The organism is Sphingomonas sp. JUb134, assembly GCF_004341505.2.
In the GTDB taxonomy this organism is placed as follows: Bacteria; Pseudomonadota; Alphaproteobacteria; order Sphingomonadales; family Sphingomonadaceae; genus Sphingomonas.
Genome location: NZ_SLYP02000001.1, coordinates 2,048,473 through 2,074,370, shown reverse-complemented (window position 1 = coordinate 2,074,370; position 25,898 = coordinate 2,048,473). Strand labels below are relative to the sequence as shown.

The following is a 25,898-nucleotide window of genomic DNA, read 5'->3' as shown; positions in this document are numbered from 1 at the left end:
GAGCTTGGCATGGCGAACGCGGGCGGCCGACCGACGATGCCTCTGGTGTTGGAGGCGGAGGAGCGGGACTATCTGGAGCGGCAGGTTCGCCGGCGGCGGGTGTCTCGCTCGATGTCGGAGCGGTGCCGTATTATCCTTCGCTGTGCGGACGGTATTCAGAGCAAGGTTGTCGCTGCTGAGTTGGGCGTGCACGAGCACACAGTCGGTAAGTGGCGACGGCGCTTCCTGAAGGACCGAGTTGAGGGACTGATGGACGAGGCTCGGCCCGGACGACCGAGAACGATCGACGATGATCAGGTTGCTGCCGTGATCGAGCGCACACTCCGCTCCACGCCAACTGACGCGACCCACTGGTCGATACGCTCGATGGCGGGTGCGACCGGCTTCTCCCACACGACGATCCGGCGCATCTGGTCGGCCTTTGGGCTGCAACCGCATCGGTCGGAGACGTTCAAGCTGTCGAGCGATCCCCTGTTCGTGGAAAAGGTCCGCGACATTGTCGGGCTCTATCTCTCCCCGCCTAACCGCGCGTTGGTGCTCAGCGTCGACGAGAAGAGCCAGATCCAGGCGCTCGATCGAGAGCAGCCGGTCCTGCCGATGATGCCAGGAGTACCCGAGCGGCGCACTCACAGTTACGTCCGTCACGGCACGACCTCGCTGTTCGCAGCGCTCGACATCGCTTCGGGGTTCGTGATCGGCAAATGCTACAAGCGTCATCGCGCCGCCGAGTTTCTGGACTTCCTTAAGCAGATCGACGCCCAGGTGCCGCCCGATCTCGATGTCCACATCATCATGGACAATTACGCGACCCACAAAACCGCGCTCGTCCGGGCCTGGCTCGCCCGCAGGCCGCACTATCATGTGCATTTCACGCCGACTTCGGCTTCGTGGATCAACCAGGTCGAGCGCTGGTTTGCCGAACTTACCCGCAAGCAACTGCGCCGCGGCGTCCATACCTCCACCAATCAGCTCGAGCAGGACATCCGTGCCTTCATCGAGCGCCACAACGAGAACCCGAAGCCCTACCGATGGACCAAGTCCGCCGACGAGATACTCGCCTCCGTAAAGCGCTTCTGCCAAGCCGCAGACCGTACGTTATGCGGCGAACTTTAGATTCAGGTGACTAGGTTCTAATGTACCCAAGTCGCAGCCGTGCGACGTTCGAGCAGCGAGCTCCGGAGATTGATAATCGCCCGACAGCGGGATTGCTCGGAGATTGCTCGGCATTCGGCTGAAACGACTACCCCCTCCGCCTCTTGCAAGACGAAGGGGGTAAGTCATTGAAACCACTGGCGCGCCCGGAACGATTCGAACGTCCGACCCTCAGATTCGTAGTCTGATGCTCTATCCAGCTGAGCTACGGGCGCCCGGTGGAGGTGGCCTAATAGGCGCGGCTTTTGGGGGACGCAAGCCCGTTGCGCAGTTTTTCTGCACGACCTAGACCCGCGTCATGCGCAGCCCCGTCCTTCCGCTCGTCGTCCTTCTCCTCGCCTCCGGTTGCGCCAAGGAACGCGGCGAATTCCCTTCGCTGCTGCCCCGCGCGATCGAGCAGCGAAGCGACGCCGAGCCGGAGCGTCCGGTGCCGGTCGCGACCGCCGATCCCGCGCTGGACGCACAGATCGCGAAGCTGACTTCCGCGGTCGATGCGGCCGACGCCGCCTTCCGCAAGGCAGCCGATCGTGCCGAGCAGCTGGCGCGTGCCGCAAGGGGCGCGGCGCAGGGCAGCGAGCGCTGGCTCGACGCGCAGACGGCGCTGGCGGAAGTGGACGTCGCCCGCAGCGAGATCCAGCAGCCGATCGCGGAGCTGGAGCGGCTGGCGATCGATCGCGCCGCCGCGGGCGAGCCCGCCTATCCTGCCCTCGACGCGGCGTTGAAGAGCGGCCGCGAGCGCGCCGATGCGCAGGTGCAGAGGGTCCGCACGATCGAGGCGCTGCTCGCCTGATCCAGACTAGTTCGCGTCGATCGTGACGCCGCGCAGCACCGGCACGATCGACGCATAGTCGTCGGTCCAGGGCGCGAGGCCCGGTTCGCGGCGGAGGGCACGCCACCCGGCATCCGAGCGCACGAGGCGGCCGAAGCTGTCGCCGCGGCCGAGTACGATCCACTCCGACGCGGTCGCCTCCTGCCCTGCCTCGTCGTCCGTCGGAAAATAGTCGAAGGCAGCCGCCTTCCAGCCGGTGCCAGCGACGGTCGCGGCAACCACCTGTTCCATTGCGAGATAGCGGTTGGAGGTGTGCAGCAGCAGCAGCCCGCCGGGCGCGAGCACGCGGGCATAGGTTTCGAACGCCTCGCGCGTCATGAGGTGCAGCGGCACCGCGTCGGAGGTGAAGGCATCGAGCACCAGCAGGTCGAGATCGCTGCTCCGCTCGTCCGCGAGCGAGAGCCGCGCGTCGCCGAGCTTGATGTCGGCGCCGGGCAGGCAGCGGTCGAGGAAGCTGAAGCGGCGCGGATCGCTGGCAATCCGCACCACCGCCGGGTCGATCTCATAGAAGCGCCAGCGCTGGCCCGGTCGCGCGTAACAGGCGAGCGTGCCGGTTCCGAGGCCGACGACGCCCACGCGCGCATGGCTTCCGAACAGCGTCGGGAGCGCACGCATCGCTTGCCCCACGCCTGAGCCGGGGACGTAATAGGTGGTCGGCTGGCGCAGCCGCGCCTCGCTGCCGAGCAACTGCACGCCGTGGAGGGTCGTGCCGTGCGCGAGATCGCGCGCCTCGGGACGTTCGGTGATGGTGTAGACGCCGAAGTAGCTCCGCGTGCGAGCGCCCGGAACCGCCGAGAGCCGCAGCGCGTCGTAGACGCCGAACAGGAACAGCGCGCCGGCGAGCACGCCAGCGAATACCGGCCGCACCCCGATCGCGAACAGCCCGAGCAGGGCGAGCGCCACGAACACGACCCCCTGGCGAGCCCCGCCCGACAAGCCGGCTTGATGGTCGAGGCCGAGCCAGACGGCGAACGCGGTCACAGCCAGCATTGCGGCAGCGATGATCCGCCGCCGGGCACGCCCTTCCCCCCAAAGCTGCGCGGTGATCGGCAACAGGAAGTGCTGGGGCACCAGCACGCCCGCTGCCAGGATCAGCAGCGGGAACTCATAGGTCCAGTCGAACAGCACGGGTGCGACCAGCCCGGCGAACACGCCGCCGAGCGCGCCGCCAACGGACATGGCGAGATAGAAGCCGGTGAGCCGCTCCGGCGCGGGCCGATTCTCGTACATGCAGCTGTGAAGGGCGACCGACACCACGAACAGCAGCAGCAGCGCGACGGCGGCGTTGGCCGCCGCGTTTCCGTGGTGGCCGGCGATCACCATGGTGCCGAACACCAGCACCGCCACTGGTGCGTAGCGGGTGAGGAAATTGGCGAGGCCACGCCGCGCAGCAAAGGCGACGGTGAAGCTCAGGAGGTAGAGGCCGAGCGGCAGCACCCAGAGCAGCGGCACCGCGACGATGTCGGTGGTGAGATAGCTCGACGTCTCGATCATCAGCCCCGAGGGCACGAACGCGAGCGCGATCCACCACCACAGGCGCCCTCGCGTCGGGGCCGGGCTGGTCAGCGGCGGGCGGTGCGCAGCGGGGCCGCTGCGGGGCAGCAGCAGCGCGCAGGCGAGCACTAGCAGGACCAGGAAGAGGTAGCCACCCGTCCAGAGCCAGCTCTGACCGGCCAGTGCCAGCTTGGGCTCGACCAGCAGCGGATAGGCGAGCAACCCGGCGAAGCTGCCCACGTTGGAGGCTGCGTAGAGCGCATAGGGGTCCCGCCCGCCGGTTGCCGTCGAGTACCAGCGCTGCATCAGCGGAGCCTGAGCCGAAACCGCGAAGAACAGCGGGCCGATCGAGGCGCCGAGCAGCCACGGCACCCACAGCCCCGGCTCCGCGCCGGCCCGCAGGCGCATCGCCGATAGGCCGATCGGAAGCCACAAGGCGGCGAGAGCCAGAACCGAGAGGTGGGTCAGCGCCTGCGTACGGGGCCGGCGATGCGCCAGCCAGTGCGCGTAGGCGTAGCCGCCAAGCAGCAGCGCCTGGTAGACCAGCATCGCCGAGTTCCAGACGGCCGGAGCGCCGCCAAGCCGCGGCAGTGCCATGCGCGCGACCATCGGCTGGACCAGGAACAGCAGGAACGATCCCGTCAGGATCGTCAGCGCGAAGAGCGCGCGCGCAGGCCCGGGGCGCGGAAACGCCGGCTGGGTCACCGCCGCCCCCTCCGCAACAGGTCCATGCCGGTCACGGCTCGTCGGGTACGCAGACGCACGCGGTTCAGATCACGCGCCGAGCAACCGGGCAGCATGCGCCGCATGATAGGTCAGCACGCCGGTGCAGCCCGCGCGCTTGAACGCCATCAGCGTTTCCAGCACCAGGGCGTCGCGGTCCCCCGCGCCAACCGCGGCAGCTGCCTCGATCATCGCGTATTCTCCCGAGACTTGATACGCGAAAACAGGCACTTCGAAGCTGCTCTTCACGCGGACGATGATGTCGAGATACGGCAGCCCCGGCTTCACCATGACGCTGTCGGCACCCTCGGAAAGATCCAGCGAAACCTCCCGCAGGGCCTCTTCGGCGTTGGCGGGGTCCATCTGGTAGGTCTTCTTGTCACCCTTCAGCAGCCCGCGCGAGCCGACCGCATCGCGGAACGGCCCGTAGAAGCCGCTGGCGTATTTGGCGGCATAGGCCATGATCTGGACGTTGTGGTGGCCATCCCCCTCGAGCGCTTCGCGGATCAGGCCGATCCGGCCGTCCATCATGTCGGAGGGCGCGATGATGTCCGCCCCGGCGCGTGCCTGCGCCAGTGCCTGGCGGACCAGCTGTTCGGCGGTCGCATCGTTCATCACATAGCCGCGATCGTCCACCAGGCCGTCATGGCCATGGGTCGTATAGGGGTCGAGCGCGACGTCGGTCAGCAGCCCGACTTCGGGCACCGCATCCTTGATGGTCGCGATCGCGCGGCACATCAGGTTGTTCGCGTTATAGGATTCCTCGCCCAGATCGGTGCGCAAATGGGCGGGCGTGTTCGGGAACAGCGCGAGGCAGGGGATGCCGAGGTCGCGCGCTTCGCGAGCCCGCTCGACCAGCCCGGCCATCGACCAGCGCGACACGCCGGGCAATGCGGCAACCGGCTCCTCGCCTTCCCCTTCCGTGATGAACAGCGGCCAGATCAGGTCGGCAGGCGTCAGCACCGTTTCGGCATGCAGCCGGCGACTCCAGTCGGCGGCGCGGGTACGACGAAGGCGAAGGGCGGGATACGAGGCGATAGACATGCCCCGCTGTGTGGGCCAAGCTCCGGCGGTGCGCAAGCGCAGGCCACGCAACCCCGCGTGCATCCGGCGGCCCCTTTGCGCGTTGAGGGTGCATGGACAAGATCCGCTCGGCCGCGCTGGTCGTCAATACGCAGTCCCGCACCGGGCAGGATCAATTCGACCAGGCATGTGCCGCCCTGTCCGGCCTGCCCTTCGAAGTGGCGCCGCATCCCGTCGAGGATCCCAAGCGGCTGCACGAGACGGTGGACCAGGCGATGGCACGAAAGCCGGACCTGCTGATCCTGGGCGGCGGCGACGGCACGATCAGCAGCCTGGTGGACCATCTGGTGGGCACGGACACGATCCTGGGCGTACTGCCGCTCGGCACCGCCAACAGCTTCGCGCGCACCCTGGGTATTCCGCTCGAGATCGAAGGCGCGGTGGAGGTGCTGCGAAACGGCACGCCGCGCCGGATCGACCTGGGAATGATCGACGGCGATTATTTCGCCAATTGCGCGGCGATCGGCATCTCGCCCCAGATCGCCAGCACCATCCCCCACAAGCTCAAGCGCTGGTTCGGTCGTGCCGGCTATCTCGCCTGGGCGACGTTGCAATTCGTCCGCTTCCGCCCGTTCGAACTGGTGATCGGCGAGGGTGCGGATGCCAAGCGGCTGTCGGCGACGGAGGTCCGCATCTCCAACGGCCGGTTTCACGGCGGCGTCGAGCTGATCGAGGAGGCGCGGCTCGACAGCGGGGAGATCATCGTCCAGGCGGTGGCCCGCAACGGGCGCCGCGGGCTGCTCCGCAACTGGGGCGCGACCGTGCTGGGACTCGACTCCCGCCGCGATGACACCGTCACCTTCCACGCCCGCGAACTGCGGATCGCGACCGATCCGCCGTTGCCGATCTCGATCGACGGCGAGGTGCTGGCGAAGACGCCGGTGACCGCCCGCATCGCCGCAGGCGTGATCCGGGTGATGGCGCCCACCTCAGCCTAGGCGGGCCTCCCAAAAGTCGCAGCGGTAGCGTGTGGCGAAGTCAGTCTCCGTGCGATCCCCGTCCGGGGAGAACACGCGCACGACCGGCTCGGCGCGGGTGAACTGCGGCCAGTCGGGCAGTGCCTCGCCCCGTGCGAACGCGCCCCATAGATCGCGCATCCGCCGCGCAAGCCGGGCCTGTGCAGGGGTGAAGCGCGCGGGATTGGCGAGTACCCAGCGGGTGCCGAACACATAGGCGATCTCGCCTGCATGATAGGCGCGCATCGGCATCGGCGCCCAGGGATGCGGGATGGTGAACGGCGCCTCGACGTCGTCGAACCGATAGCCGTAGACGGGCGCGCGGCCGGCAAGCAGCCGTCGCATGCGATCCGCCGGATGCGCAAAACGTGCGTCGGTAATCAGGGAAGCGAAGGCAAGCTGCGCCTCGCTGCGAGTCTCGGCCGGATAGCGGGCGAGCACGGCATCGGCGTCCCTGCCCCAGTCCGCGCGCACGCGCGCCTCGAAATCCGCGCGACTGAGGATGCCGAGGCCGAACACCCGCCCCTCGTCGCTGTTGGTGCCGACGATCACCGGAACCGGCCGGTAGCGCCCCTCCGCGAAGGCGCGCGCGGGCTCCTCGGGGATCACCGCGTCGCCCCAGACCGGACCCCAGCTCCCCGGGCCGAGGATGCCGCGCCGGATGGGGGCCGCGCGCGCGATGTCGGCGGCAGGCAGCGCCCGCAGCCGGTCCAGCGCATACCGGCCTGCGGCGTCGAGCCGCTCTGCGAAAACCTCGCCGTCCGCCTGGGCCTCTGCGGCTGCCACGGTGGAGAGCGGGTCCACCGCCACGCCGCTTTGCAGGATGGCGCGGTGGAACAGCCCCGCAGCTCCCGGGGAAAGCATCTGGTAGGAGGTGCCCCAGGCCCCGGCGGATTCGCCGAACAGCGTCACCTCTCCCGAGTTTCCCCCGAAGGCGGCTACGTTGTCGCGAACCCAGCGAAGGGCCGCCTGCTGATCGAGCAGTCCGAAGTTGGCAGAGCCGCCGTCCGGCTGCTCGGCAGCAAGTGCGGGATGCGCGAGAAAGCCGAAGGCGCCCATCCGGTAGTTGGGCGCGACCACCACCACCTGCTGCTCCGTCGCAAGCAGGCTGGGGTCGTAATTGTCTGCGGCGCCGAGCGAAAAGGCGCCCCCGTGAAGGAACACCATCACCGGCCAGCCCCCGATCGGGGCCATTCCCGGCGGTGTATAGACGTTCAGATACAGGCAGTCCTCGCTGCCTGCGACGGGCGCGAACCGGCCCTGGCCGACGCTCTGGACCGCGGGCGAGCCGGTTTGGGTCGCATCCCGCTCACCCTGCCACGGCTCGATGGGCTGCGGTGCACGCCAGCGAAGCGCGCCCACCGGCGGCGCCGCATAGGGAATGCCGAGGAACGCCCGGCCGTGCGCCGCCGCGACGCCCGACAGGAGGCCGGACGCGATCCGAACGGTTTCCCGTTTCGCGTCGGGCGCCTGGACGAGGTGCGACACCCGCCCGGGATAGACCAACTCGCCCTGAAGCAACGGCAGCAGACGCTTCCATTTCATCGCGCAAAGCTGGGCCATCGACGAAAGCCCCGCAAGGGGGCGAACTGCGGATATGGCAGAGCGCCCGGGCCGGAGGATGACGCATCGGCACCATCGCTCACTTGACGGACCGCTTCGCCGTGAACGATACCGCTAACAGGGACGGAGAGGACATGACAGAAACTCAGCACTCGATTCTCGGCGCGCTGCCGGCTGACTGGCGCAGCGCCACCTTGCTTGGCCGCATCGATCGCGGCGACGGCCCCTCCCCAGTTCTAATCAAGAACGGCATCGTCCACGACATGGCGCGCGTGGCTCCCACCGTGTCCGCACTGGTTGCGCAGGGCGTGAGGGACGCAACCGGCGGCGAGGCGATCGGCGACCTGGAGACGCTGGGCCTCTCGCCCGATGCCGACGCCGCGGTGCGGCTGCTGAGCCCCATCGACCTGCAGTGCGTGAAGGCCGCGGGCGTGACCTTTGCGGTTTCCGCGCTGGAGCGGGTGATCGAAGAAGGGGCGCGGGGCGATCATGAGCGCGCCGCCGAAGTTCGCACGCGCCTGGAAAGTGCGCTGGGCGGCAGCATCCGCTCGGTAGTGCCCGGTTCGGTCGAGGCTGCGGCGCTGAAGGATGCGCTGATCGCCGACGGCCTCTGGTCCCAGTATCTGGAGGTCGCGATCGGCCCGGATGCCGAGATCTTCACAAAGGCGCCGGTGCTTTCCACCGTCGGCTGGGGCGCCGAGGTCGGCGTCCGTTCCGATTCGACCTGGAACAACCCGGAGCCCGAGGTCGTGCTGCTGGCCGACGCGAACGGCCGTGCCGTCGGCGCGACGCTCGGCAACGACGTCAACCTGCGCGATTTCGAGGGCCGATCGGCCCTGCTGCTCGGCAAGGCCAAGGACAACAATGCGTCCTGCTCGCTCGGGCCGTTCATCCGGCTGTTCGACGGCGGCTTCGGCATCGACGACGTGCGCGTGGCCGAAGTGACGCTGCGGATCGAGGGCACCGACGGCTACACGCTCGACGGCTACAGCACGATGCGCGAGATCAGCCGCGACCCCGAGACGCTGCTCGCCCAGGCGATGAGCGAGCACCAGTATCCGGACGGCCTGGTGCTGTTCCTGGGGACGCTGTTCGCGCCCACACAGGACCGGGACGCGCCGGGCCGGGGCTTCACCCACAAGGTCGGCGACCAGGTGACGATCGCGAGCGCCCGGCTGGGCGCGCTGGTGAACACTGTCACCACCTCCAAGGCGGCAGCGCCGTGGAGCCAGGGCATCGGTGCCCTGATGCAGAACCTGGCGCAGCGCGGCCTGCTCGCCCGCTGAGCGCCGCCAGAACATCAGTTGAAAAGGATTTCCGTGTTGCAGCAAACGAGTACGGCCGAACGGCGGGCGATCTACCCGAGCCTGAAGAACAAGCGGGTGATCGTCACCGGGGGCGGCTCGGGGATCGGCGAAGGGCTGATTGAAGCATTCGTGGCCCAGGGTGCACGCGTCGCCTTCGTCGACATCGCCCAGGAAGCGAGCCAGCAGCTGGTCGCGCGCCTTTCTCAGGACGCGGAGCATGCCCCGCGCTTCTTCCGCTGCGACCTGACCGATATCGCGGCGCTGCGCGCCTGCTTTGCGGAAATGGAAGCCGAGCTCGGGGGCGTCGACATCCTGATCAACAATGCCGGCAATGACGATCGTCATACGGTGGAGCAGGTCACCCCGGAATATTGGGACGAGCGGCTGGCGGTGAACCTGCGCCACCAGTTCTTCGCCGCGCAGGCGGTGGCCCCGGCGATGAAGCAGAACGGCGGCGGCGTGATCCTGAACTTCGGTTCGATCAGCTGGCACCTCGCGCTGCCCGAACTGGTACTCTACCAGACCTCCAAGGCAGCGATCGAGGGGCTGACGCGCAGCCTGGCCCGTGACCTGGGTCGTGAGAACATCCGCGTGAACACCATCGTTCCCGGCAACGTCCAGACGCCCCGGCAGGAGCGCTGGTACACCCCCGAGGGCGAGGCCGAGATCATTGCGGGCCAGTGCCTGAACGGCCGCATCCAGCCCGCGGACGTGGCAGCCCTGGTGCTGTTCCTGGCGTCCGACGACGCCCGGATGTGCACGGGCCATGACTATTTCATCGATGCCGGCTGGCGCTGACGCGTCATCAAGCAGGTGGAACGGAGGGGGCCTGGATGCGAAGCGTCCGGGCCCCTTTTGCTATCGCTCGGCGCGCACCATGACGCGCGGCCGCTTGCGGGGCGAGGCGTCGGACTGGCGCCGGATCAGAGTGTAGTCGAGGACGAGGCGGCGAGCCGGTTCCTCGTTTCCTGCGCGGCGAGCGCGGATTCGCTCGGCGAGCAGATCCACTGCGGCGCGCGACATGTCGGCGATCGGCTGATGGATCGTGGTGAGCTCCGGCCAGATCGTGGTCGCAAGCGCACTGTCATCGAACCCGCAGACCGTCAGGTCACCCGGCACGTCCAGCCCGCGGCGGTGCGCCACGGCGACCGTGGCTGCGGCCATGTCGTCGTTGCTCGCGAAGATCGCCGTCGGCCTGGCCTGCAGGTCGAGCAGGATCTCGGCCGCGTCGAGGCCGGACCGGTAGGTGAAGAGCGCCGCCACCTCGAGTGCCGGATCGTGCGGGATGCCCGCTTCCGCCAGCGCGGCGCGATACCCCTCCAGCCGCAGGGCGCTGGCAGTTTGGTTCGGATTGCCGATGATGAAGCCGATGCGGGCATGGCCGAGCGACAGCAGGTGCCGCGTCATCGCATGCGCGGCGGCGCGGTCGTCGATCGAGACCGCAGTGGCATCCTCCGGCGGTTTGCCGGTCGCCACGACCACGGTCGGGATGCCCTCTTCCGCCAGATAATCCAGCACCGGGCGCGAATCGCACAGCGGAGGGGGCAGGATGATGCCGTCGATGCCAGCGACGAGCCGCTGCACGACGCGGCGCTCGTCGCCGTCGCCTTCGCATTTCTCCACCACCAGCTGGATGTCGCTGCGCCCGGCCTGGTCGAGGCTCCCCACCAGGAACTCGCTGAGATAAGCCGCGCTGGGATTGCTGTAGAGCAACGCCATCCGAAGCTGCGCGGCCCCCGCCAGGCTGCGCGCCGCCCGGTTGGGCGCATAGTTCAGGTCGGAGATCGCCTGAACCACCGTCTCCCGAGTGGTGTCCCGGACACTTCCTTCGCCGTTGATGACGCGCGATACCGTCATGGTGGAAACCCCGGCGCGCGCCGCGACGTCCGAAATCGTCGGCGCACCGCTCTGGCGAGCGCTCCGCGCCCTGGGTTTCCTGTTGCTCTCTGGCATGTTGCGGCTGATGAAGCATCTGCGGCAGCCGCCGCCAAGCCCGCAAAGGGCCTTGAACGCAAAGATTTTCAGATGGCGCACTTTAAGCCCAAATAGCGGGACAGAACGCGCCGGTGTGCCGAAGACGGCAACAGGGAGGGAGAGGCAAATGAACAGGGTCTCGACGCTGCGTGGACTGCTCGCCGGTGCGGCGATCATCTCGACTCCACTGGCGGCACAGCAGGCGAACCAGCCCGCTCCCGGGCCGCAGGCGAGCACCGCCCACCCGGATCGCTGGCCCGCCGCCAAGAGCCCCGACCTCGTCGATCCGTCCACCGAAGCGTTCGTCACCCACCTGATGGCTTCCATGTCGCTGGAGGAGAAGGTCGGCCAGATGATCCAGGCCGATACCAGCGCGATCACGCCGGAGGACCTGCGCCGCTACCCGCTGGGGAGCATCCTGGCCGGCGGCAGCTCGCCGCCTCTGGGGGCCCCCGATCGCTCGCCGGCAGCGCAGTGGGTCGCGACCAGCCAGGCGTTCAACAAGGTCGCGCTGGAGAAGCGCCCCGGCCATGTGCCGATCCCGCTGATGTTCGGCATCGACGCGGTGCACGGCAACAATAATGTCGTGGGCGCGACGATCTTTCCCCACAACAGCGCGCTGGGCGCGATGCGCGATCCTGACCTGATCCGGCGGATCGGCGCGGCGACGGCGGCCGAGACGGCAGCCGCCGGCTTCGACTGGGCGTTCGGGCCGACGCTGGCGGTGCCGCAGGACGATCGCTGGGGCCGTGCGTTCGAAGGCTATTCGGAGGATCCCGCCGTGGTCCGCTCCTACGCCGGGGCGATGATCGAGGGGTTGCAGGGGCGCGGGAAGGCGACGGGCGGCGGCAAGGGGCTGATCCAGCAGGGCCATGTCTCCGCGAGCGTGAAGCATTTCCTGGGTGACGGCGGCACCAAGGACGGCATCGATCAGGGGGACACCCGGGTCGATGAGGACACGCTGATCCGGATCCACAACGCCGGCTACCCGGCGGCGGTGAACGCCGGCACCATGACGGTGATGGCTTCGTTCAGCAGCTGGAACGGCGCCAAGATGCACGGCAACAAGTCGCTGCTGACGGACGTGCTGAAGGGCCGGATGAGCTTCGACGGCTTCGTCGTCGGCGACTGGAACGGCCATGGCCAGATCCCGGGCTGCACCAACGCCGACTGCCCGGCGACCTTCAACGCCGGGCTCGACATGGCGATGGCGCCGGACAGCTGGAAGGGCTTGTTCGAGACCACCGTCGCGGCGGCAAAGGACGGCCGCATCCCGATGGCGCGCATCGACGATGCCGTGCGCCGCATCCTGCGGGTGAAGGCGAAGCTGGGCCTGTTCGATCCTGCGCGCCCCTATGAAACGCGGGCCGACGTGTTGGGATCGGCAGAGCACCGGGCGGTTGCCCGCGAGGCCGTGGCCAAGAGCCTGGTGCTGCTGAAGAACACCGGCGTGCTGCCGATCAAGGCGAGCGCGAACATCCTGGTCGCAGGCGACGCCGCCGACGACATCGGCCGCCAGTCGGGCGGCTGGACGCTGAGCTGGCAGGGCGACGGCAACACCAATGCGGACTTCCCGAACGGCCAGTCGATCTATGCCGGCATCGCCCAGGCGGTGAAGGCCGGCGGCGGCACCGCAACGCTGAGCGCCAACGGCAGCTTCACGAAGAAGCCGGACGTCGCGATCGTGGTGTTCGGCGAGATGCCCTATGCGGAGATGCGGGGCGACGTTCGCACGCTGGAGTTCCAGCCGGGCGACAAGCAGGCGCTCGACCTGCTGAAGAAGCTGAAGGCTGCGGGCGTGCCGACCGTGTCCGTCTTTCTCTCCGGCCGTCCGATGTGGGTCAATCCGGAGATCAACCAGTCGGATGCGTTCGTCGCCGCCTGGTTCCCCGGCACCGAGGGCGCAGGCGTGGCCGACGTGCTGGTGGGCGACCGCGACGGGCGGCCGCGCCGCGACTTTGCAGGCAAGCTCGCCTTCAGCTGGCCGAAGACCGCGGGGCAGTTCACCCTCAACAAGGGTGCCCCCGGCTATGACCCGCTATTCCCGTTCGGCTATGGCCTGTCCTACGCGCGCGGCGGAACCGTCCCGCGGCTGGCGGAAGTCGCGGGCGTGGACGCAAGCCTCGGGAACACCAGCCTCTACTTCGCGCGCGGCCAGGTGCCTGCCCCGTTCAAGCTGGCAGCCGATGCAGGCGTGACCGTCGCGGCGGTCGACGGGCCGCAGACCCAGGAAGGCGCGCGCCAGTTCAGCTGGAACGGGGCTGGGGCCGTGCGGATCACCGGGCCGGAGATCGACCTGACGCGCGAGACCAACGCCGACCTGCTGCTGCAGGTGACCTATCGCGTCGCAGCACCGGCGAAGAGCCCGGTGACGCTAGGCTTCGGCGCCGTCCGCATCGACGCACGCACCCTGTTCGGCGCGGCAGGCGCCGACTGGCGGACGGTGCGGGTGCCGCTCAAATGCTTCCGCGACAAGGGGGCTAATGTGGCCAAGGTGGGCGAGGTCTTCTCCGTCACCAGCAGTGCGCCGCTGCGCTTCGCGGTCGCCGACCTCCGGCTGGTGACCGACCCCGCCGGCGCCGTCTGCCCGAACTGATCCTTGCGGAGACCCGTGATGAACCATGCTGTCCGTCTGTTCTTGGTGCCGCTTCTCCTGGCGGCACCTGCCTCTGCCCAGGTGAAGCTTCCCGGCGATCCCCATGCCGGCGATCCCGTGGGGATTGTCGCGGACCCCTGCCCCAGCCGTGCCGAGGAGACCGATCCCGAGGGGCGCGACATGCGCAAGCTGCACCAGGTAACGCGGGACTGGGCGCAGCTGTGCCGCTACCACCGCGACAATGCTGCGGTCCGCGGGCAGCCGGTCAGCGTCGTCTTCATGGGCGACAGCATCACCGACGGCTGGATCAAGGGCGATCCCGATTTCTTCAAGGAGGGCCGCATCGACCGCGGCATCGGGGGGCAGACCACGCCACAGATGCTGGTGCGCTTTCGTGAGGATGTGATCGCGCTGAAGCCCAAGGCGGTGCACATCATGGCCGGCACCAACGACATCGCCGGCAACACCGGAGCCGCGACCATGGCGATGGTCCAGGGCAACATCCAGGGCATGGCCGAACTGGCGCGGGCCAACGGCATCAAGGTGATCCTGGCCTCGATCCCCCCTGCCGCCGCGTTCCCATGGAGCCCCGACAAGCGGCCGGCGCCGCAGATCGCGGAGATGAATGCATGGCTGAAGCGCTATGCGGCAGCCGAAGGCTTCACCTATGTCGATTACCACCCGGCGCTCGCAACGGCCGAGGGCGCGATGAAGCCGGGGTTCGCTAACGACGGAGTGCACCCGACGCCAGCCGGCTATGCGGCAATGCGGCCGGTGGCGCTGGAGGCGATCCGGCGGACGCTGGGGAAGTGACTTCGCGGACCGGTGAAGCGGCCTGCTGACTCTGTATCCCCGCCCCGGCGGGGATACTTGGCCAAGCAAAACGGAGCGTGTTGCTCGGCACCCTAGGCTCCTGCCTTCGCAGGAGCACGGAAATATGCAGCCGAACGCTTTAATTTCGCTGCGTTTTGGAATCTCAAACGCCGGCCTGACGCTCGCCCTGCCCGACCATGCGCGCAATCCGCGCCGCCTGGTCGGGACAGACGAGGCCGCGGCTCGCCATCCATTCGTCGGAGAAGCAGGTGGAGGCGTAGCGCTCGCCGGGATCGCAGAGCAGCGTCACGATGGAACCCTGCTCCCCGCGCGCGGCCATCTCCTCGATCAGCTTCAGGCAGGCTATGAGGTTGGTGCCGGTGGACGGGCCGCAGCGCCGACCGAGCACGGCCGAGAGCTGGCGGGCGGCGCCGAAGCTTGCGGCGTCGGGCACGGCGATCATCCGGTCGATGACGTTCGGCACGAACGACGGCTCGACCCGTGGGCGGCCAATCCCCTCCACCAGCGTCATCGGCCCGTCCCAAGCGGTGACGCTGCGATCGGCGAAGTAGCGGTGGAAGACGGAACCCTCCGGATCGGCGACGCACAGCCGGGTCGCGTGGCCGCGGTAGCGCAGGTAGCGGCCGATGGTGGCGGAGGTGCCGCCGGTGCCAGCTCCGCACACGATCCAGGAAGGGATCGGATGCGCCTCCAGCGCCATCTGTGCGAAGATCGACTCGGCAATGTTGTTGTTGCCCCGCCAGTCGGTCGCACGCTCGGCATAGGTGAACTGGTCGAGATAGTGGCCGCCGGTCTCGGCAGCGATCCGCTCCGCCTCGGCATAGACGGTGCGCGGGTCGGCGACCTTGTGGCAGCGGCCGCCCAGATGCTCGATCGCCGCGATCTTCTCGGGCGAGGTCGAGTGCGGCAGCACGGCCACGAACGGCAGCCCGAGCAATCGGGCGAAATAGGCTTCCGATACCGCCGTCGATCCTGACGATGCCTCGACCACCGTAGTACCCGCATCGATCCAGCCGTTGCACAGCGCGTGGAGGAACAGCGAGCGGGCGAGCCGGTGCTTGAGGCTGCCGGTCGGGTGGCTCGACTCGTCCTTCAGGTACAGGCGCACGCCGCCGGCCGCCGCCGAAAGCGGCACTTCGATCAGGTGCGTGTCCGCGGAACGTCGCTGCTCCGCCGTCAGCCGGGCGATGGCGTCCGCCACCCAGCCGCGATCGCCCGGGCGCGACGCGCGCGATTGAACTTCCCCAGGGGCTGTGTCGTTACGGAGCACGGATGATCCTTTCGTGGCACCACTCTGCGCGCGCTCGTCGCGCAAGCCTGGGGGCAGGTCAATGCGGCGGCCCTGCGGCCGGTGCAGAGCCCGGCGCGTGACTTGCCTGCACCCTCCCGGTACAGCGGATCTGTGACCGCGCTTCGCCGCCACCTCCTGGCCCATCGCCGGTCGGCCGCCTGGCTGATCGCGGCGGCGCTGTTGATGCGGCTGCTGATCCCGACAGGCTACATGCTGGTGGCCTCCCCGGCCGGCCTTCCGACCTTTGCGATGTGCTCAGGCTATGGCGCGGTCCTGCCCGCGGCGGCCGCGCACGGGGCGGGCCATGGCGCCCACGACAGCCACGCGACGACGGGCAGCGGGGAGCAACACGGCCAGCAGCACGATGTCAAGGAGCAGCCCCCTTGCGCGTTCGCGGGGGTCGCGACGGCGGCGCTTGCCGCGACCGATCCGCTGCTGCTGGCGATCGCGCTGTTCTTCATCCTGGCGGCCGGCTTCCGGCTGCCCGTGCGGGTGCCCGTCGCGGCGAGCCCGTTCCTGCGTCCGCCGCTGCGGGGCCCCCCCACCACCGCCTGATCCGCTCATCACGTCAAGGGCGTCCCCAAGGGGTCGCCGGATCAGGATATTTGCATGACCTTGTTTCGAACCGCCGCATGCGCGGCGTTCGTCGTCGCGGCCTCTCCCGCGGCGGCGCAATCGAGCGACGGCGACGTCCCGCGGGAGCGCTCCGTCTCGCCCGTCGCCGACACCAGCCTGACGGTGGGATCCGTCGTCGTCACCGGCACCCGCCTCCCCCGCTCCGGGGACGAGGTGCTCACCTCCGTCGACGTGCTGGGCGGCGATCTCGCCCAGCGCCAGAGCGTGGACAATACATGGGAGCTGTTCGCGCGCCTGCCCGGCGTGACGCTCACCGACTTCAACCAGGGCAATACCTCCGGCCGCTTCTCGATCCGCGGCTTCAATGGCGAGGGGGAGATCAACGCGGTCAAGCTGCTGATCGACGGCATCCCCAGCAACGCCAACGACGGCGGCATGGTGTTCATCGACATGGTGATGCCGCTGGACATCGCCGCGGTGGAACTGGTCCGCGGCACTGCGGATCCGCGTTATGGGCTCCACAACATCGCGGGCAACGCCAACATCCTGACCCGGATCGGCGGCACCTACCTGGACGCACGGGCGCTGGCGGGGGCGTTCGGGACCTATGAAGGTCAGGTCTCCGCCGGCATCGAGCGCGGCGGCTTCAGCCAGAACTACTTCGTCGGATATCGCCAGACCGACGGCTTTCGCGAGCATGCCGACCTGCGCCGGGCGAACCTGGCGGGCAAGTGGTTCTACGATCTGGGCGACGCGCGGATTGGCGCGATCGCGCGCTATTCCACGGCGAAGGCGCAGGAGCCCGGTTACCTGACGAGCAGGGACAATGCCGAGAACCGCTCCACCTCCTACGCGATCTCCGAGACGGACGGCGGCAAGCGGCGGCTGGGGGAGTATAGCCTGCATCTCAACGCGGATGTCGCGTCGGAGCTGAGCCTCACTGCCAAGGCCTATGTCACCACCCAGTTCGACGACCGCTACGTACGCTTTTCCGCCAGCGTGCCGCAGCAGCGACGGCTGACGGCGGAGACGCAATATGGCGGGCTGCTCACGCTGCACTATCGTCCCCAGGTGGCGTTCCTGCATCGGCTCCAGATCGAAGCGGGCGGCGACGTGCAGGTGCAGGACAACGAGAGCCGCCGCTGGCTGACCGAGCGCCGGGTCGCGACGCGGCAGACCCGGGACCAGGCGTTCGACCTCACCGTCTATGGCGGCTATGTCCAGGCAGTGATCGAGCCAACCGCTTGGCTGAAGATCACGCCCGGCTGGCGGATGGATCGGGTGTCGGGCGCGCTTGAGGACGGCCTCGCCGGCGCCCGTTATCCCGTCAACGACTATGGCACCATCAGCCAGCCCAAGGTCAGCGTCGCCGTGACGCCGCTCGCCGGGCTGACCGCCTATGCCAACTATGGCCGCACCTTCCAGATCGGCGCGGGATCGGGCGCCTATAAGGTGCCGCCGCGGACGACCGATCTCGCCCCTTCGATCAACACCGGCTGGGAGGCGGGGGTGAAATATGCCCGCGGCAGCTGGCTGGAGGGGCGCGTCGCCCTGTGGCGGCAGACCGCGACCGGCGAGATCAAGCGCCGGCTGAACGATCCCAACGGCGACTTCGACAATCTGGGCGAGACGCGCCGGCAAGGGATCGACGTGCAGCTGAACCTGAACCCGGTGCCCGGGGTGAGCCTGTGGGGCGCTTATTCCTATCAGCATGCCCGCATCCGGACGCCCGATCCCGCCACCCCGGCGCAGGCCGGGAACTGGATCGACCATGTCCCGCAGAACCTGTTCTCGGGCGGGTTGGACCTCGTCCCGGCCGCACGCTGGCGCCTTTCGCTGTGGGGCAACGGCCAGTCCTCGTACGAGCTTACCGCCAACAACGATCGCGGCCGGTACGGCGCCTATGTGGTGGTGTCGGGCGAGGTCGCGTTCGAAGTGACGCCGCAGGTCGAGCTTTCGGCACAGGTGAAGAACCTGGGCAACGAGCACTATGAATATGTGTGGTGGGACGGCACCCAGCTGCTCAACGCCCCTGCGGACCCGCGCGCGCTGTACGGCGCGGTGCGGCTGCGGTTCTGAGGGAGGTGCGCGTGGCGACGTCCGCAGCCGCGACCGGCGGCCTCTACCGCGCAGTGTGGCGCTGGCATTTCTATGCCGGGCTGCTGGTGCTGCCCTTCCTCAGCTGGCTCGCGATCACCGGCGCCTTGTACCTGTACAAGCCCGAGCTGGAGCGGCTGATCTACCCCGATCTGGTGACGGTGCAGCCCATGGCTGCGCCGCTTCCGCTTGGCACCATCGTGGAGCGGGTGCGCCGTGAAACCGGCGGGGTCGTGGCGGAGGTGGATCGGCCCGCCAGCCCGGCCGAAACTTGGCGGATGCTGGTGACCACGCCCGAGGGGAGGCAGCGGACCGCGTGGGTGGATCCCTATCGCGGAACCGTGCTGGGGCTGACGCGCAAGGGCGGCGCGTTGCAGACGGTGCGCGATCTCCACAGCCTGATCCTCACCGGCCCCATCGGAAACGCGCTGATCGAAGCGGTGGGCGGCTGGGCGATCCTGCTGGTGGTGACGGGCGTGTACCTGTGGTGGCCGCGCGGCGGCAGCCCCGCCCTGCGCGTGCGCGGGACACCGGCAGGACGCCTGTTCTGGCGCGATCTCCACGCCGCGATCGGCATCGTCGCTGGCGCAGTGGTGCTGTTCCTGGCGATCACCGGCATGCCGTGGACCGGCACCTGGGGCAATGCGCTGCGCGGCACGATCGCCAGCCAGGGGCTCGGCCGCCCCGAGCCGCCACAGGCAAGCGTGATGCCGGGCCACGGCGCCCATGCGGGCCATGACGTGGCCGAGGCCCTGCCCTGGTCGCTTCAGGAGGCGCCGATGCCAGATGGCAGCCACGGCGACATCGGTATCGACCGGGCGGTGGCGCTGGCGGCCCGCCATGGCATGACGGCGCCGTGGGTGCTGAGCCTGCCCGCAGCGCCGGGTGAGCCCTATCTCTTCTCCCGGACGATCCGCCGGGCGGAGGACGGGCGCGCGCTCTATCTGGACGCAGGCAGCGGCCGCGTGCTGCAGGACGCGCGCTTTCCCGGCTTCGGCGCAGGCGCAAAGCTCGTCGAGTGGGGCATCGCCACGCACAAGGGAGAGGAATATGGCGAGCCGAACCGGCTGCTGATGCTGTTCGGATGCATCGCCGTGGTGCTGCTGTCGATCACCGGCGCGATCCTGTGGTGGAAGCGGCGCGCGCCCGGAACGCTTGCCGCCCCGCCCCGCCACCCGGACCGCCGCGCGGCCCGGGCGCTTCTCGTCATGATGACGGTAGCCGGCATCCTCTTTCCGCTGACGGGGCTCACCATGCTGGTGGCACTCGGTATCGAAGGATTCTTGCGAATGGCTCGCACGGAGCCTTTACAGTTGTGACGGGCGCTTTATTGAGAACCACACGCAATAGCGGAGTGGGGAATTACCGTGATCGTGTCCTTCGGCTGCCTTCAGGCTGTACGTCCTGTCCCGTTCGCGGCGGCATTCCCTAGCGTCCTCGGTCCGGACAGCGGCCGGTGAGCGCGGCCGCTGCCAAGCACAACGGTGGTCACCGCCAGTCGCTGGCGCTCAGCGCCCGCATCGTGGCGGCGACACTGGGCAATTATGTCGTGACCTCGCTGGCCACGGGGTTGCTCGCGCGGACCTGGCCGATCGCGCCGGCGCAGGCGACCATGGCCTCGACGCTGCTGGCGTTCGTGATCTTTCCGGTCATCGCGCTCACCGCCTTTGCCATTCGTTCTCCCTGGAAGCTCTGGGCGGGGCTAATCGCCGCCGCCGTCCTGCTGGGAGGCGGGCTCTGGCTCTCGCTGGCGTCGGGAGGCCGGCTGTGAAGGACGGGTTCCGCCAGTGCATGGCCTGGCTGCACACCTGGACCGGGCTGCTGTTCGGCTGGCTGTTGTTCGCGGTGTTCGCGACGGGAACGGCCGCCTATTTCCAGGACGAGATCACGCGCTGGATGCGGCCGGAGGTGAGTGGCCATCCATCCACCGTGCAATCCGCCCAGGGCGCGGTGCGCTGGTTGGGCGAGCATGCCGGTGATGCGCGCAGTTGGTACATCACGCTCCCGAGCGCACGCGGTGCCGAGACCACGGTGTTCTGGGTCCCCGGCGAAAAAGCGGGCGCGCCGGGCAAGCGCGGCGGGCGCGGCGGGCGCGGACGCGGCGACACGCAGGCGGTGCTCGACGGTGAGGGCAACAAGGTTGCCGCACGCGAGACGCGGGGCGGCTTCTTCCTCTACCGCTTCCACTTCGACCTTCACTACATGCCGGTGCTGTGGGCGCGCTACCTAGTGGGCATCGCCGCGATGTTCATGCTGGTCGCCATTCTTTCGGGAATCATCACCCACAAGAAGATCTTCGTCGATTTCTTCCTGCTGCGGTTCGGCAAGGGGCAGCGCAGCTGGCTCGACGCGCACAACGTCACGGCGGTGATGGCGCTGCCGTTCCACCTGATGATCACCTATACCGGGCTGGTGACGCTCGCCGTCCTGTACATGCCCTGGGGCATTGCCGCGAACTATGCGGAGCCGACCGGCTACTATCAGCAGTTGCGGGGAGAGGCCCCACCGGTCGAGCGCTCGGGAATCGCCGCGCCCATGGCACCGATCGCGCCGATGTTCGCGGAGGCGCAGCGCCGCTGGAACGGCGCCGATGTGGGCGTGGTCACCGTCGCCAACCCGGGCGACACCACCGCGACCGTGACGCTGGTCCGGGCGATGGGAAGCGGCATCGGCACGCGCGGGCCCTCCCTCACCTTTTCGGGCGAAACCGGCACGCTGGTGTCGGCGAGCCCGGACCAGGGCGGCGCGGCGGCGACCGAGAGCGTGATGGTCGGCCTTCACGCCGGCCGCTTCGCCGACATCGGCCTCCGCTGGTTCTACTTCCTCTCCGGCGTTGGCGGTACGATCATGGTCGGCAGCGGCCTGGTGCTGTGGACGGTGAAGCGTCGTGCGAAGCTGCCCGACCCTGCCCGACCGCATTTCGGCTTCCGTCTCGTGGAGCGCCTCAACATCGCGACGATCGGCGGGCTGATGGCGGGCATCGCGGCCTATTTCCTCGCGAACCGCCTGCTGCCGGTGCAGATGGATGGCCGCGCGGAGTGGGAGATCCACAGCATGTTCATCGTCTGGGGCGCGTCGCTCGTGTGGGCGATCGCCCGCCCCGCCCGCCGCGCCTGGGTAGAGGTGCTGACGGCCGGTGCGGTGCTCTATGCCGCCATTCCGGTGGTCAACGCCGTCACCACGTCGCGCAATCCGATCGCGAGCATCGCCGCCGGCGACTGGCTGTTCCCGAGCTTCGACCTGGTGATGCTCGCCATCGCAGCGGCGCTCGGGTGGAGCGCGCGCAAGGTCCACCGCAGCACGTCCAAGGCGACCGGTGTTCGCGCGCCGCGTGCAAAGGAGCTCGCACTCGCATGATCCACCTGTTGCTCCTCCTGGTCGCGGCGCTGAGCTTCAGCGCCCTGATGCACGGCCTCCCGCGCCACCAGGGCCCCCTGCTCCATCGCATGCTGCCGCGCCAAGCGAGCCGGCGCCTGCGGATCGCCGGCTGGGCCGGGATCGCGCTCGGCACCGCACTGGCGGTACTGGCTTTCGGCTGGGGCTATGGCCTGATCGTCTGGCTGGGAGCCTGCACGTTGGGCGCGACCGCCGCGGTCCTGCACCTCGCCTTTCGCATCCAGGCCCGGCGGCACGTGCGCTGACTTCATCCGTGACACGCAGGTGACCGGGCGATGACAGCGGCGTCACCCGATTGCAAAGCGCCTGTAGCCTGTCTGCCCTAAAGCTCCCCTCGGCCCGACGATGGGAGTTCGCACATGCCGCGCACCGCACTCGCCCCCGCCCTCAAGACCCTTCCCGCATGGATCGCCGAACCCGAGTCCTACACGCCCGAGGCGCCACGGCGGGCGTTCCGGACGGTGTTCGTGTCCGACGTCCATCTGGGCACGCCCGGCAGCAGCGCACGCGCGCTGGTGGAGTTCCTGCGCTCCGTCGAGTGCGAGACGCTCTACCTGGTCGGCGACATCGTCGACGGCTGGCAGATCCGCAAAGGCTGGTACTGGCCGGCCAGCCACAATGACGTGGTCCGCACCATCCTGAAGTTCGCCCGGCGCGGCACGCGCGTCGTCTACCTGCCGGGCAACCACGACGAGGCTTTCCGCGACTATGTCGGGCTGGAGTTCGGCGGTGTCGAACTGCTGGACGAGGACATCCACACCACCGCCGATGGCCGCCGCCTGCTGGTGCTGCACGGTGACCAGTTCGATGGCGTGGTGCTCTACGCGCGCTGGCTCGCCTTCCTGGGGGACCATGCCTACACGCTGCTGCTGAAGGCGAACCGGCTGTGGAACGCGGGCCGCAGGCGGATGGGCCTGCCCTATTGGTCGCTCTCCGCCTACGCCAAGAACCGGGTGAAGAACGCTGTGAGCTTCATCTCCCGCTTCGAGGAGACGGTCGCCCATGCCGCCGCCGAACGCGGCGTCGACGGGGTGGTTTGCGGGCATATTCACATCGCGGAGATCCGTCGGATTGGCGACGTGACCTATTACAACGACGGCGACTGGGTGGAGAGCTGCACCGCGCTGGTGGAGCACGCCGACGGCCGCATGGAGTTGATCGACTGGCATGCCGAGGCGGCAGTCGCTGCCGCGGCGCGCGCCGGCCTGGCGGTCCCGGCATGAGGATCGCGATCGTCACCGACGCGTGGGCCCCGCAGGTGAACGGCGTCGTCCGCACCCTTACCGCCACAATCGACGAATTGCGCCGACGCGGTCATACCGTGGAGACCGTGACCCCGGACGGGTTCGTCACCTGGGCGTGCCCCGGCTATCGCGAGATCCGCCTGGCATTCGGCCAGTCCTGGGCAGTGGCGCACCGGCTGGAGCAGTTCCGCCCGCAGGCGGTGCACATCGCGACCGAGGGGCCGCTCGGCTGGGCGGCGCGGCGCTGGTGCCTCGATCGCGGCCAGCGCTTCACCACCTCGTTCCACACCAACTTCCCCGACTATCTGGCGCTGCGGACACATCTGCCGGCGCGGTGCTTCTGGCCCGCATTCCGGCGGTTCCACCAGCCCTCCAGCGCCGTGCTGACCGCCACCCCGTCCGTGTCCGCGCGGCTCGCGGCGCAGGGGATTCGCCATACCAAGCCGTGGTCCCGCGGCGTGGACCCGGCGATCTTCCGCCCTGGCGCTCCCCGATCGGCGCTGCGCCGCACGACCGGACCCGTGATGCTGCATGTCGGGCGCGTCGCGGTGGAGAAGAACCTGGAGGCTTTCCTGGCGCTCGACCTTCCGGGAACCAAGCTGGTGGTCGGCGACGGACCGGCGCGGCCGATGCTGGCGACGCGGTATCCGGAAGCGCGCTTCCTCGGCACGCTGCACGGGGCGGCGCTTGCGGAGGCCTATCGTGCGGCCGACGTGCTGGTCTTCCCCAGCCGCACCGACACCTTCGGCCTCGTGATGATCGAGGCGCTGGCCTGCGGCACGCCGGTTGCCGCCTTCCCGGTCGAAGGGCCGATCGACATCCTGGGGCCGGACGGCAGCGGTCTGGGCGGCCGGCGGATCGGCGCAGTGGACCCGGACCTGGCACGCGCGATCCGCATCGCGCTCACCGCAGACCGCGACGCCTGCGCATCCGAAGGCAGGCGCTACGGATGGTCGGCGTGCACCGACCAGTTCCTCGCTCACCTCGCTACCGAGCGGGAGGCCCTGGCGGGCTAGGCGGCGGGCGCGTTCGGGTTCTTGCCGCCACTCTGGATCCAGCGGTCGATCTCCTGCTCCAGCACCGGCAGCGGCACCGAGCCGAGCCCCAGCACCACGTCGTGGAACCAGCGCTGGTCGAACGCGGTGCCGAGCTGCCGCTCGGCGTCGGCGCGCTTGCGGCGCAGCGTCATCTCGCCAAGCTTGTAGGCGAGCGCCTGGCCCGGCCAGCTGATGTAGCGATCGACCTCGGTCTCGATCTCGTGCTGCGACAGGGCAGTATGCTGCGCGAGGTAGCCGATCGCCTGCTCACGGCTCCAGCCCTGGTGGTGGACGCCGGTATCGATCACCAGGCGGCACGCGCGCCACATCTCGTAGGAAAGCCGGCCGAAATCCTCATAAGGCGTGCGGTAGATGCCCATGACGGTGCCGAGCCATTCGGTGTAGAGCCCCCAGCCTTCACCATAGCCGGAGAAATAGGTCTGGCGGCGAAAGGCGGGGCGGTCCGGCCCCTCCAGCGAGATCGCCGCCTGCAGGCTGTGCCCGGGGTTGCATTCGTGCAGCGTCAGCGCCGGGATCTGGTAGAGCGGGCGCGACGGCAGGTCGTAGGTGTTCATCGAACACGCCTCCAGCCCGCCGCGGCCAGCGGTGTAGAAGGGCGCGATCGCGTCCGGCACCGGCACGATGGTGAAGCGGTAGCGCGGCAAGCGGCCGATGGTGTTCTTCAGCTGGCCGTCGACCCGCTTCGCGGCATAGGCGGAAACGCCCAGCAGCTCGTCCGGCGTGCGTGCGTAGAACTGGGGATCGGTGCGCAGGAACTTCAGGAATTCGGCCATGCTGCCCTGGAAGCCGGCCGCCGCCTTGGTCTTCTCCATCTCCGCGCTGATCCGCGCGACTTCCTTCAGGCCCAACGCGTGGATTTGCTCGGCAGTGAGGCCCAATGTCGTATATTCACGGATCTGCGCCTGGTAGAAGGCCTTGCCGTCCGGCATCGCCTCTGCCGCCAGCGTGGTGCGGGTTTTGGGCAGATACTCGCTTCGGAAGAAGCGCAGCAGTTGAGCATAGGCGGGCGCCACCTGGCCGGCGATCAGCGCGCGCGCTTCTTCGCGCAGCTTTGCCTGCTCGGCCGCCGGGATGCTCGACGGCATCGTCGCGAACGGCGCATAAAAGGGGTTCTTCTCCACCTCTGCCACCGCATAGGCGGCGATCGAGAAATCGCGGCCGGCGAGCGTCACTCGCGGCACGCTGAAGCCGCGCTTCAGGCCGGCCCGCATGTTGGCGACCTGCTCGTCGAAGTAGCGTGGAATGTCCCGCATGCGCCCGAGATAGCGCCGGTACTGCTCAGCACGGGCATAGGGCTGGCGCGCTGCTAGGCCGGACCAGAAATTGCTGTCCGCGTTGAGCGGCATTTCCCAGCTGCGGAACTTCTGGTTGGCGATGTTCGCCTCCAGCGTCGTGCGGAAGACGGCAGCGTTGATCCGCTCCTCCGGCGAGAGCTCCGCGGCGGGAATCGCATCGAGTTCTCGGGCGATCCCCTGCCAGTAGGTGAGCCGGCGTTGCTGGGTGGCGGCATCGACATGCGGCAGATGATCGCCGCTCGCGCTCCAGCTGTCGTCCTCGGCGACGCGGGCGAACTCGTTCTGCCGCCATGCCCACTCCTTTTCATAGAGCGCCCGCAGTCGTGCGTCGGCAGCGCCGGCGCGCACGCTCGCCTGGGCGAGCGCCGGGGTCGGGGCGAGCGGAACGAGCGACAGCAGCACGGCAGAGGCAAGAAGGCGCATGGAGGAG

Annotated in this window: 21 protein-coding genes and 1 tRNA gene; 15 read left to right on the top strand and 7 right to left on the bottom strand. The window is 68.9% G+C overall.

What is annotated here, in order from left to right:
- Positions 1–9: 9 nt before the first annotated feature.
- Entirely contained in the window at positions 10–1,113 is a 1,104-nt protein-coding gene (locus EDF69_RS09690; protein WP_132884640.1) for an IS630 family transposase, read from the top strand.
- Positions 1,114–1,290: 177 nt separating this feature from the next.
- Here EDF69_RS09690 and EDF69_RS09685 read toward each other — a convergent pair.
- A tRNA-Arg gene (locus EDF69_RS09685) sits at positions 1,291–1,367 on the bottom strand.
- 83 nt (positions 1,368–1,450) lie between these two features.
- On the opposite strand from EDF69_RS09685, the gene EDF69_RS09680 reads away from it, so the two are divergent.
- On the top strand, positions 1,451–1,942 hold the full coding sequence (locus EDF69_RS09680; protein ID WP_132884248.1) for a hypothetical protein: 492 nt from the start codon (positions 1,451–1,453) through the stop codon (positions 1,940–1,942).
- A gap of 6 nt (positions 1,943–1,948) precedes the next feature.
- On the opposite strand, the gene EDF69_RS09675 is transcribed toward EDF69_RS09680, so the two are convergent.
- The gene (locus tag EDF69_RS09675; protein ID WP_132884247.1) at positions 1,949–4,180 is read right to left on the bottom strand and encodes a fused MFS/spermidine synthase; all 2,232 of its coding nucleotides are present in this window, start codon (positions 4,178–4,180) and stop codon (positions 1,949–1,951) included.
- A gap of 69 nt (positions 4,181–4,249) precedes the next feature.
- Positions 4,250–5,242: a porphobilinogen synthase gene (hemB, locus tag EDF69_RS09670; protein WP_132884246.1), complete on the bottom strand. Its 993-nt coding sequence runs from the start codon at positions 5,240–5,242 to the stop codon at positions 4,250–4,252.
- 92 nt (positions 5,243–5,334) lie between these two features.
- Between hemB and EDF69_RS09665 the strand changes: the two genes are divergently transcribed.
- Positions 5,335–6,219 (top strand): diacylglycerol/lipid kinase family protein, encoded by an 885-nt coding sequence (locus tag EDF69_RS09665; RefSeq protein ID WP_132884245.1) that lies wholly within the window; start codon positions 5,335–5,337, stop codon positions 6,217–6,219.
- Here EDF69_RS09665 and EDF69_RS09660 read toward each other — a convergent pair.
- Positions 6,211–7,782, bottom strand: a complete 1,572-nt coding sequence (locus tag EDF69_RS09660; protein WP_132884244.1) for a carboxylesterase/lipase family protein — start codon at positions 7,780–7,782, stop codon at positions 6,211–6,213. The two genes, EDF69_RS09665 and EDF69_RS09660, sit on opposite strands and share 9 nt — an antisense overlap.
- Before the next feature lie 152 nt (positions 7,783–7,934).
- Between EDF69_RS09660 and EDF69_RS09655 the strand changes: the two genes are divergently transcribed.
- Together EDF69_RS09655 and EDF69_RS09650 are read left to right on the top strand one after the other, a co-directional pair.
- Complete coding sequence (locus EDF69_RS09655; RefSeq protein WP_132884243.1) at positions 7,935–9,086, top strand: fumarylacetoacetate hydrolase family protein; 1,152 nt, start codon at positions 7,935–7,937, stop codon at positions 9,084–9,086.
- A 33-nt stretch (positions 9,087–9,119) separates the two neighbouring features.
- Positions 9,120–9,905, top strand: coding sequence for an SDR family oxidoreductase (locus EDF69_RS09650; protein ID WP_132884242.1), 786 nt, complete (start codon positions 9,120–9,122; stop codon positions 9,903–9,905).
- A 60-nt stretch (positions 9,906–9,965) separates the two neighbouring features.
- On the opposite strand, the gene EDF69_RS09645 is transcribed toward EDF69_RS09650, so the two are convergent.
- A complete protein-coding gene (locus EDF69_RS09645) occupies positions 9,966–11,060 on the bottom strand; it encodes a LacI family DNA-binding transcriptional regulator (RefSeq protein WP_132884255.1) in 1,095 nt (364 codons plus the stop codon).
- A 148-nt stretch (positions 11,061–11,208) separates the two neighbouring features.
- Between EDF69_RS09645 and EDF69_RS09640 the strand changes: the two genes are divergently transcribed.
- The gene (locus EDF69_RS09640) at positions 11,209–13,677 is read left to right on the top strand and encodes a glycoside hydrolase family 3 protein (RefSeq protein ID WP_132884241.1); all 2,469 of its coding nucleotides are present in this window, start codon (positions 11,209–11,211) and stop codon (positions 13,675–13,677) included.
- 18 nt (positions 13,678–13,695) lie between these two features.
- A complete protein-coding gene (locus EDF69_RS09635; protein WP_132884240.1) occupies positions 13,696–14,490 on the top strand; it encodes an SGNH/GDSL hydrolase family protein in 795 nt (264 codons plus the stop codon).
- A gap of 163 nt (positions 14,491–14,653) precedes the next feature.
- On the opposite strand, the gene EDF69_RS09630 is transcribed toward EDF69_RS09635, so the two are convergent.
- The gene (locus tag EDF69_RS09630) at positions 14,654–15,781 is read right to left on the bottom strand and encodes a PLP-dependent cysteine synthase family protein (protein WP_339538165.1); all 1,128 of its coding nucleotides are present in this window, start codon (positions 15,779–15,781) and stop codon (positions 14,654–14,656) included.
- A 132-nt stretch (positions 15,782–15,913) separates the two neighbouring features.
- On the opposite strand from EDF69_RS09630, the gene EDF69_RS09625 reads away from it, so the two are divergent.
- The 8 genes from EDF69_RS09625 (at position 15,914) to EDF69_RS09590 (ending at position 24,131) form a co-directional block, all read left to right on the top strand.
- Positions 15,914–16,357 carry a hypothetical protein gene (locus tag EDF69_RS09625; protein ID WP_132884238.1) on the top strand — a complete coding sequence of 148 codons (444 nt, stop codon included), beginning with the start codon at positions 15,914–15,916 and terminating at the stop codon, positions 16,355–16,357.
- Positions 16,358–16,411: 54 nt separating this feature from the next.
- Positions 16,412–18,457, top strand: coding sequence for a TonB-dependent receptor (locus tag EDF69_RS09620; protein WP_132884237.1), 2,046 nt, complete (start codon positions 16,412–16,414; stop codon positions 18,455–18,457).
- Positions 18,458–18,468: 11 nt separating this feature from the next.
- Positions 18,469–19,794 (top strand): PepSY-associated TM helix domain-containing protein, encoded by a 1,326-nt coding sequence (locus EDF69_RS09615; RefSeq protein ID WP_339538162.1) that lies wholly within the window; start codon positions 18,469–18,471, stop codon positions 19,792–19,794.
- Positions 19,795–19,931: 137 nt separating this feature from the next.
- Positions 19,932–20,246 carry a DUF3649 domain-containing protein gene (locus EDF69_RS09610; protein WP_125962071.1) on the top strand — a complete coding sequence of 105 codons (315 nt, stop codon included), beginning with the start codon at positions 19,932–19,934 and terminating at the stop codon, positions 20,244–20,246.
- On the top strand, positions 20,243–21,832 hold the full coding sequence (locus EDF69_RS09605; RefSeq protein ID WP_132884236.1) for a PepSY domain-containing protein: 1,590 nt from the start codon (positions 20,243–20,245) through the stop codon (positions 21,830–21,832). The genes EDF69_RS09610 and EDF69_RS09605 overlap by 4 nt, the downstream gene beginning before the upstream one ends.
- Positions 21,829–22,116, top strand: a complete 288-nt coding sequence (locus tag EDF69_RS09600) for a DUF3325 domain-containing protein (RefSeq protein ID WP_125962073.1) — start codon at positions 21,829–21,831, stop codon at positions 22,114–22,116. The genes EDF69_RS09605 and EDF69_RS09600 overlap by 4 nt, the downstream gene beginning before the upstream one ends.
- A 114-nt stretch (positions 22,117–22,230) precedes the next feature.
- Complete coding sequence (locus tag EDF69_RS09595) at positions 22,231–23,094, top strand: UDP-2,3-diacylglucosamine diphosphatase (RefSeq protein WP_132884235.1); 864 nt, start codon at positions 22,231–22,233, stop codon at positions 23,092–23,094.
- Entirely contained in the window at positions 23,091–24,131 is a 1,041-nt protein-coding gene (locus EDF69_RS09590; RefSeq protein WP_132884234.1) for a glycosyltransferase family 4 protein, read from the top strand. The genes EDF69_RS09595 and EDF69_RS09590 overlap by 4 nt, the downstream gene beginning before the upstream one ends.
- Here EDF69_RS09590 and EDF69_RS09585 read toward each other — a convergent pair.
- Entirely contained in the window at positions 24,128–25,891 is a 1,764-nt protein-coding gene (locus EDF69_RS09585; RefSeq protein ID WP_132884233.1) for a DUF885 domain-containing protein, read from the bottom strand. The genes EDF69_RS09590 and EDF69_RS09585 overlap by 4 nt on opposite strands.
- Positions 25,892–25,898 lie beyond the last annotated feature (7 nt).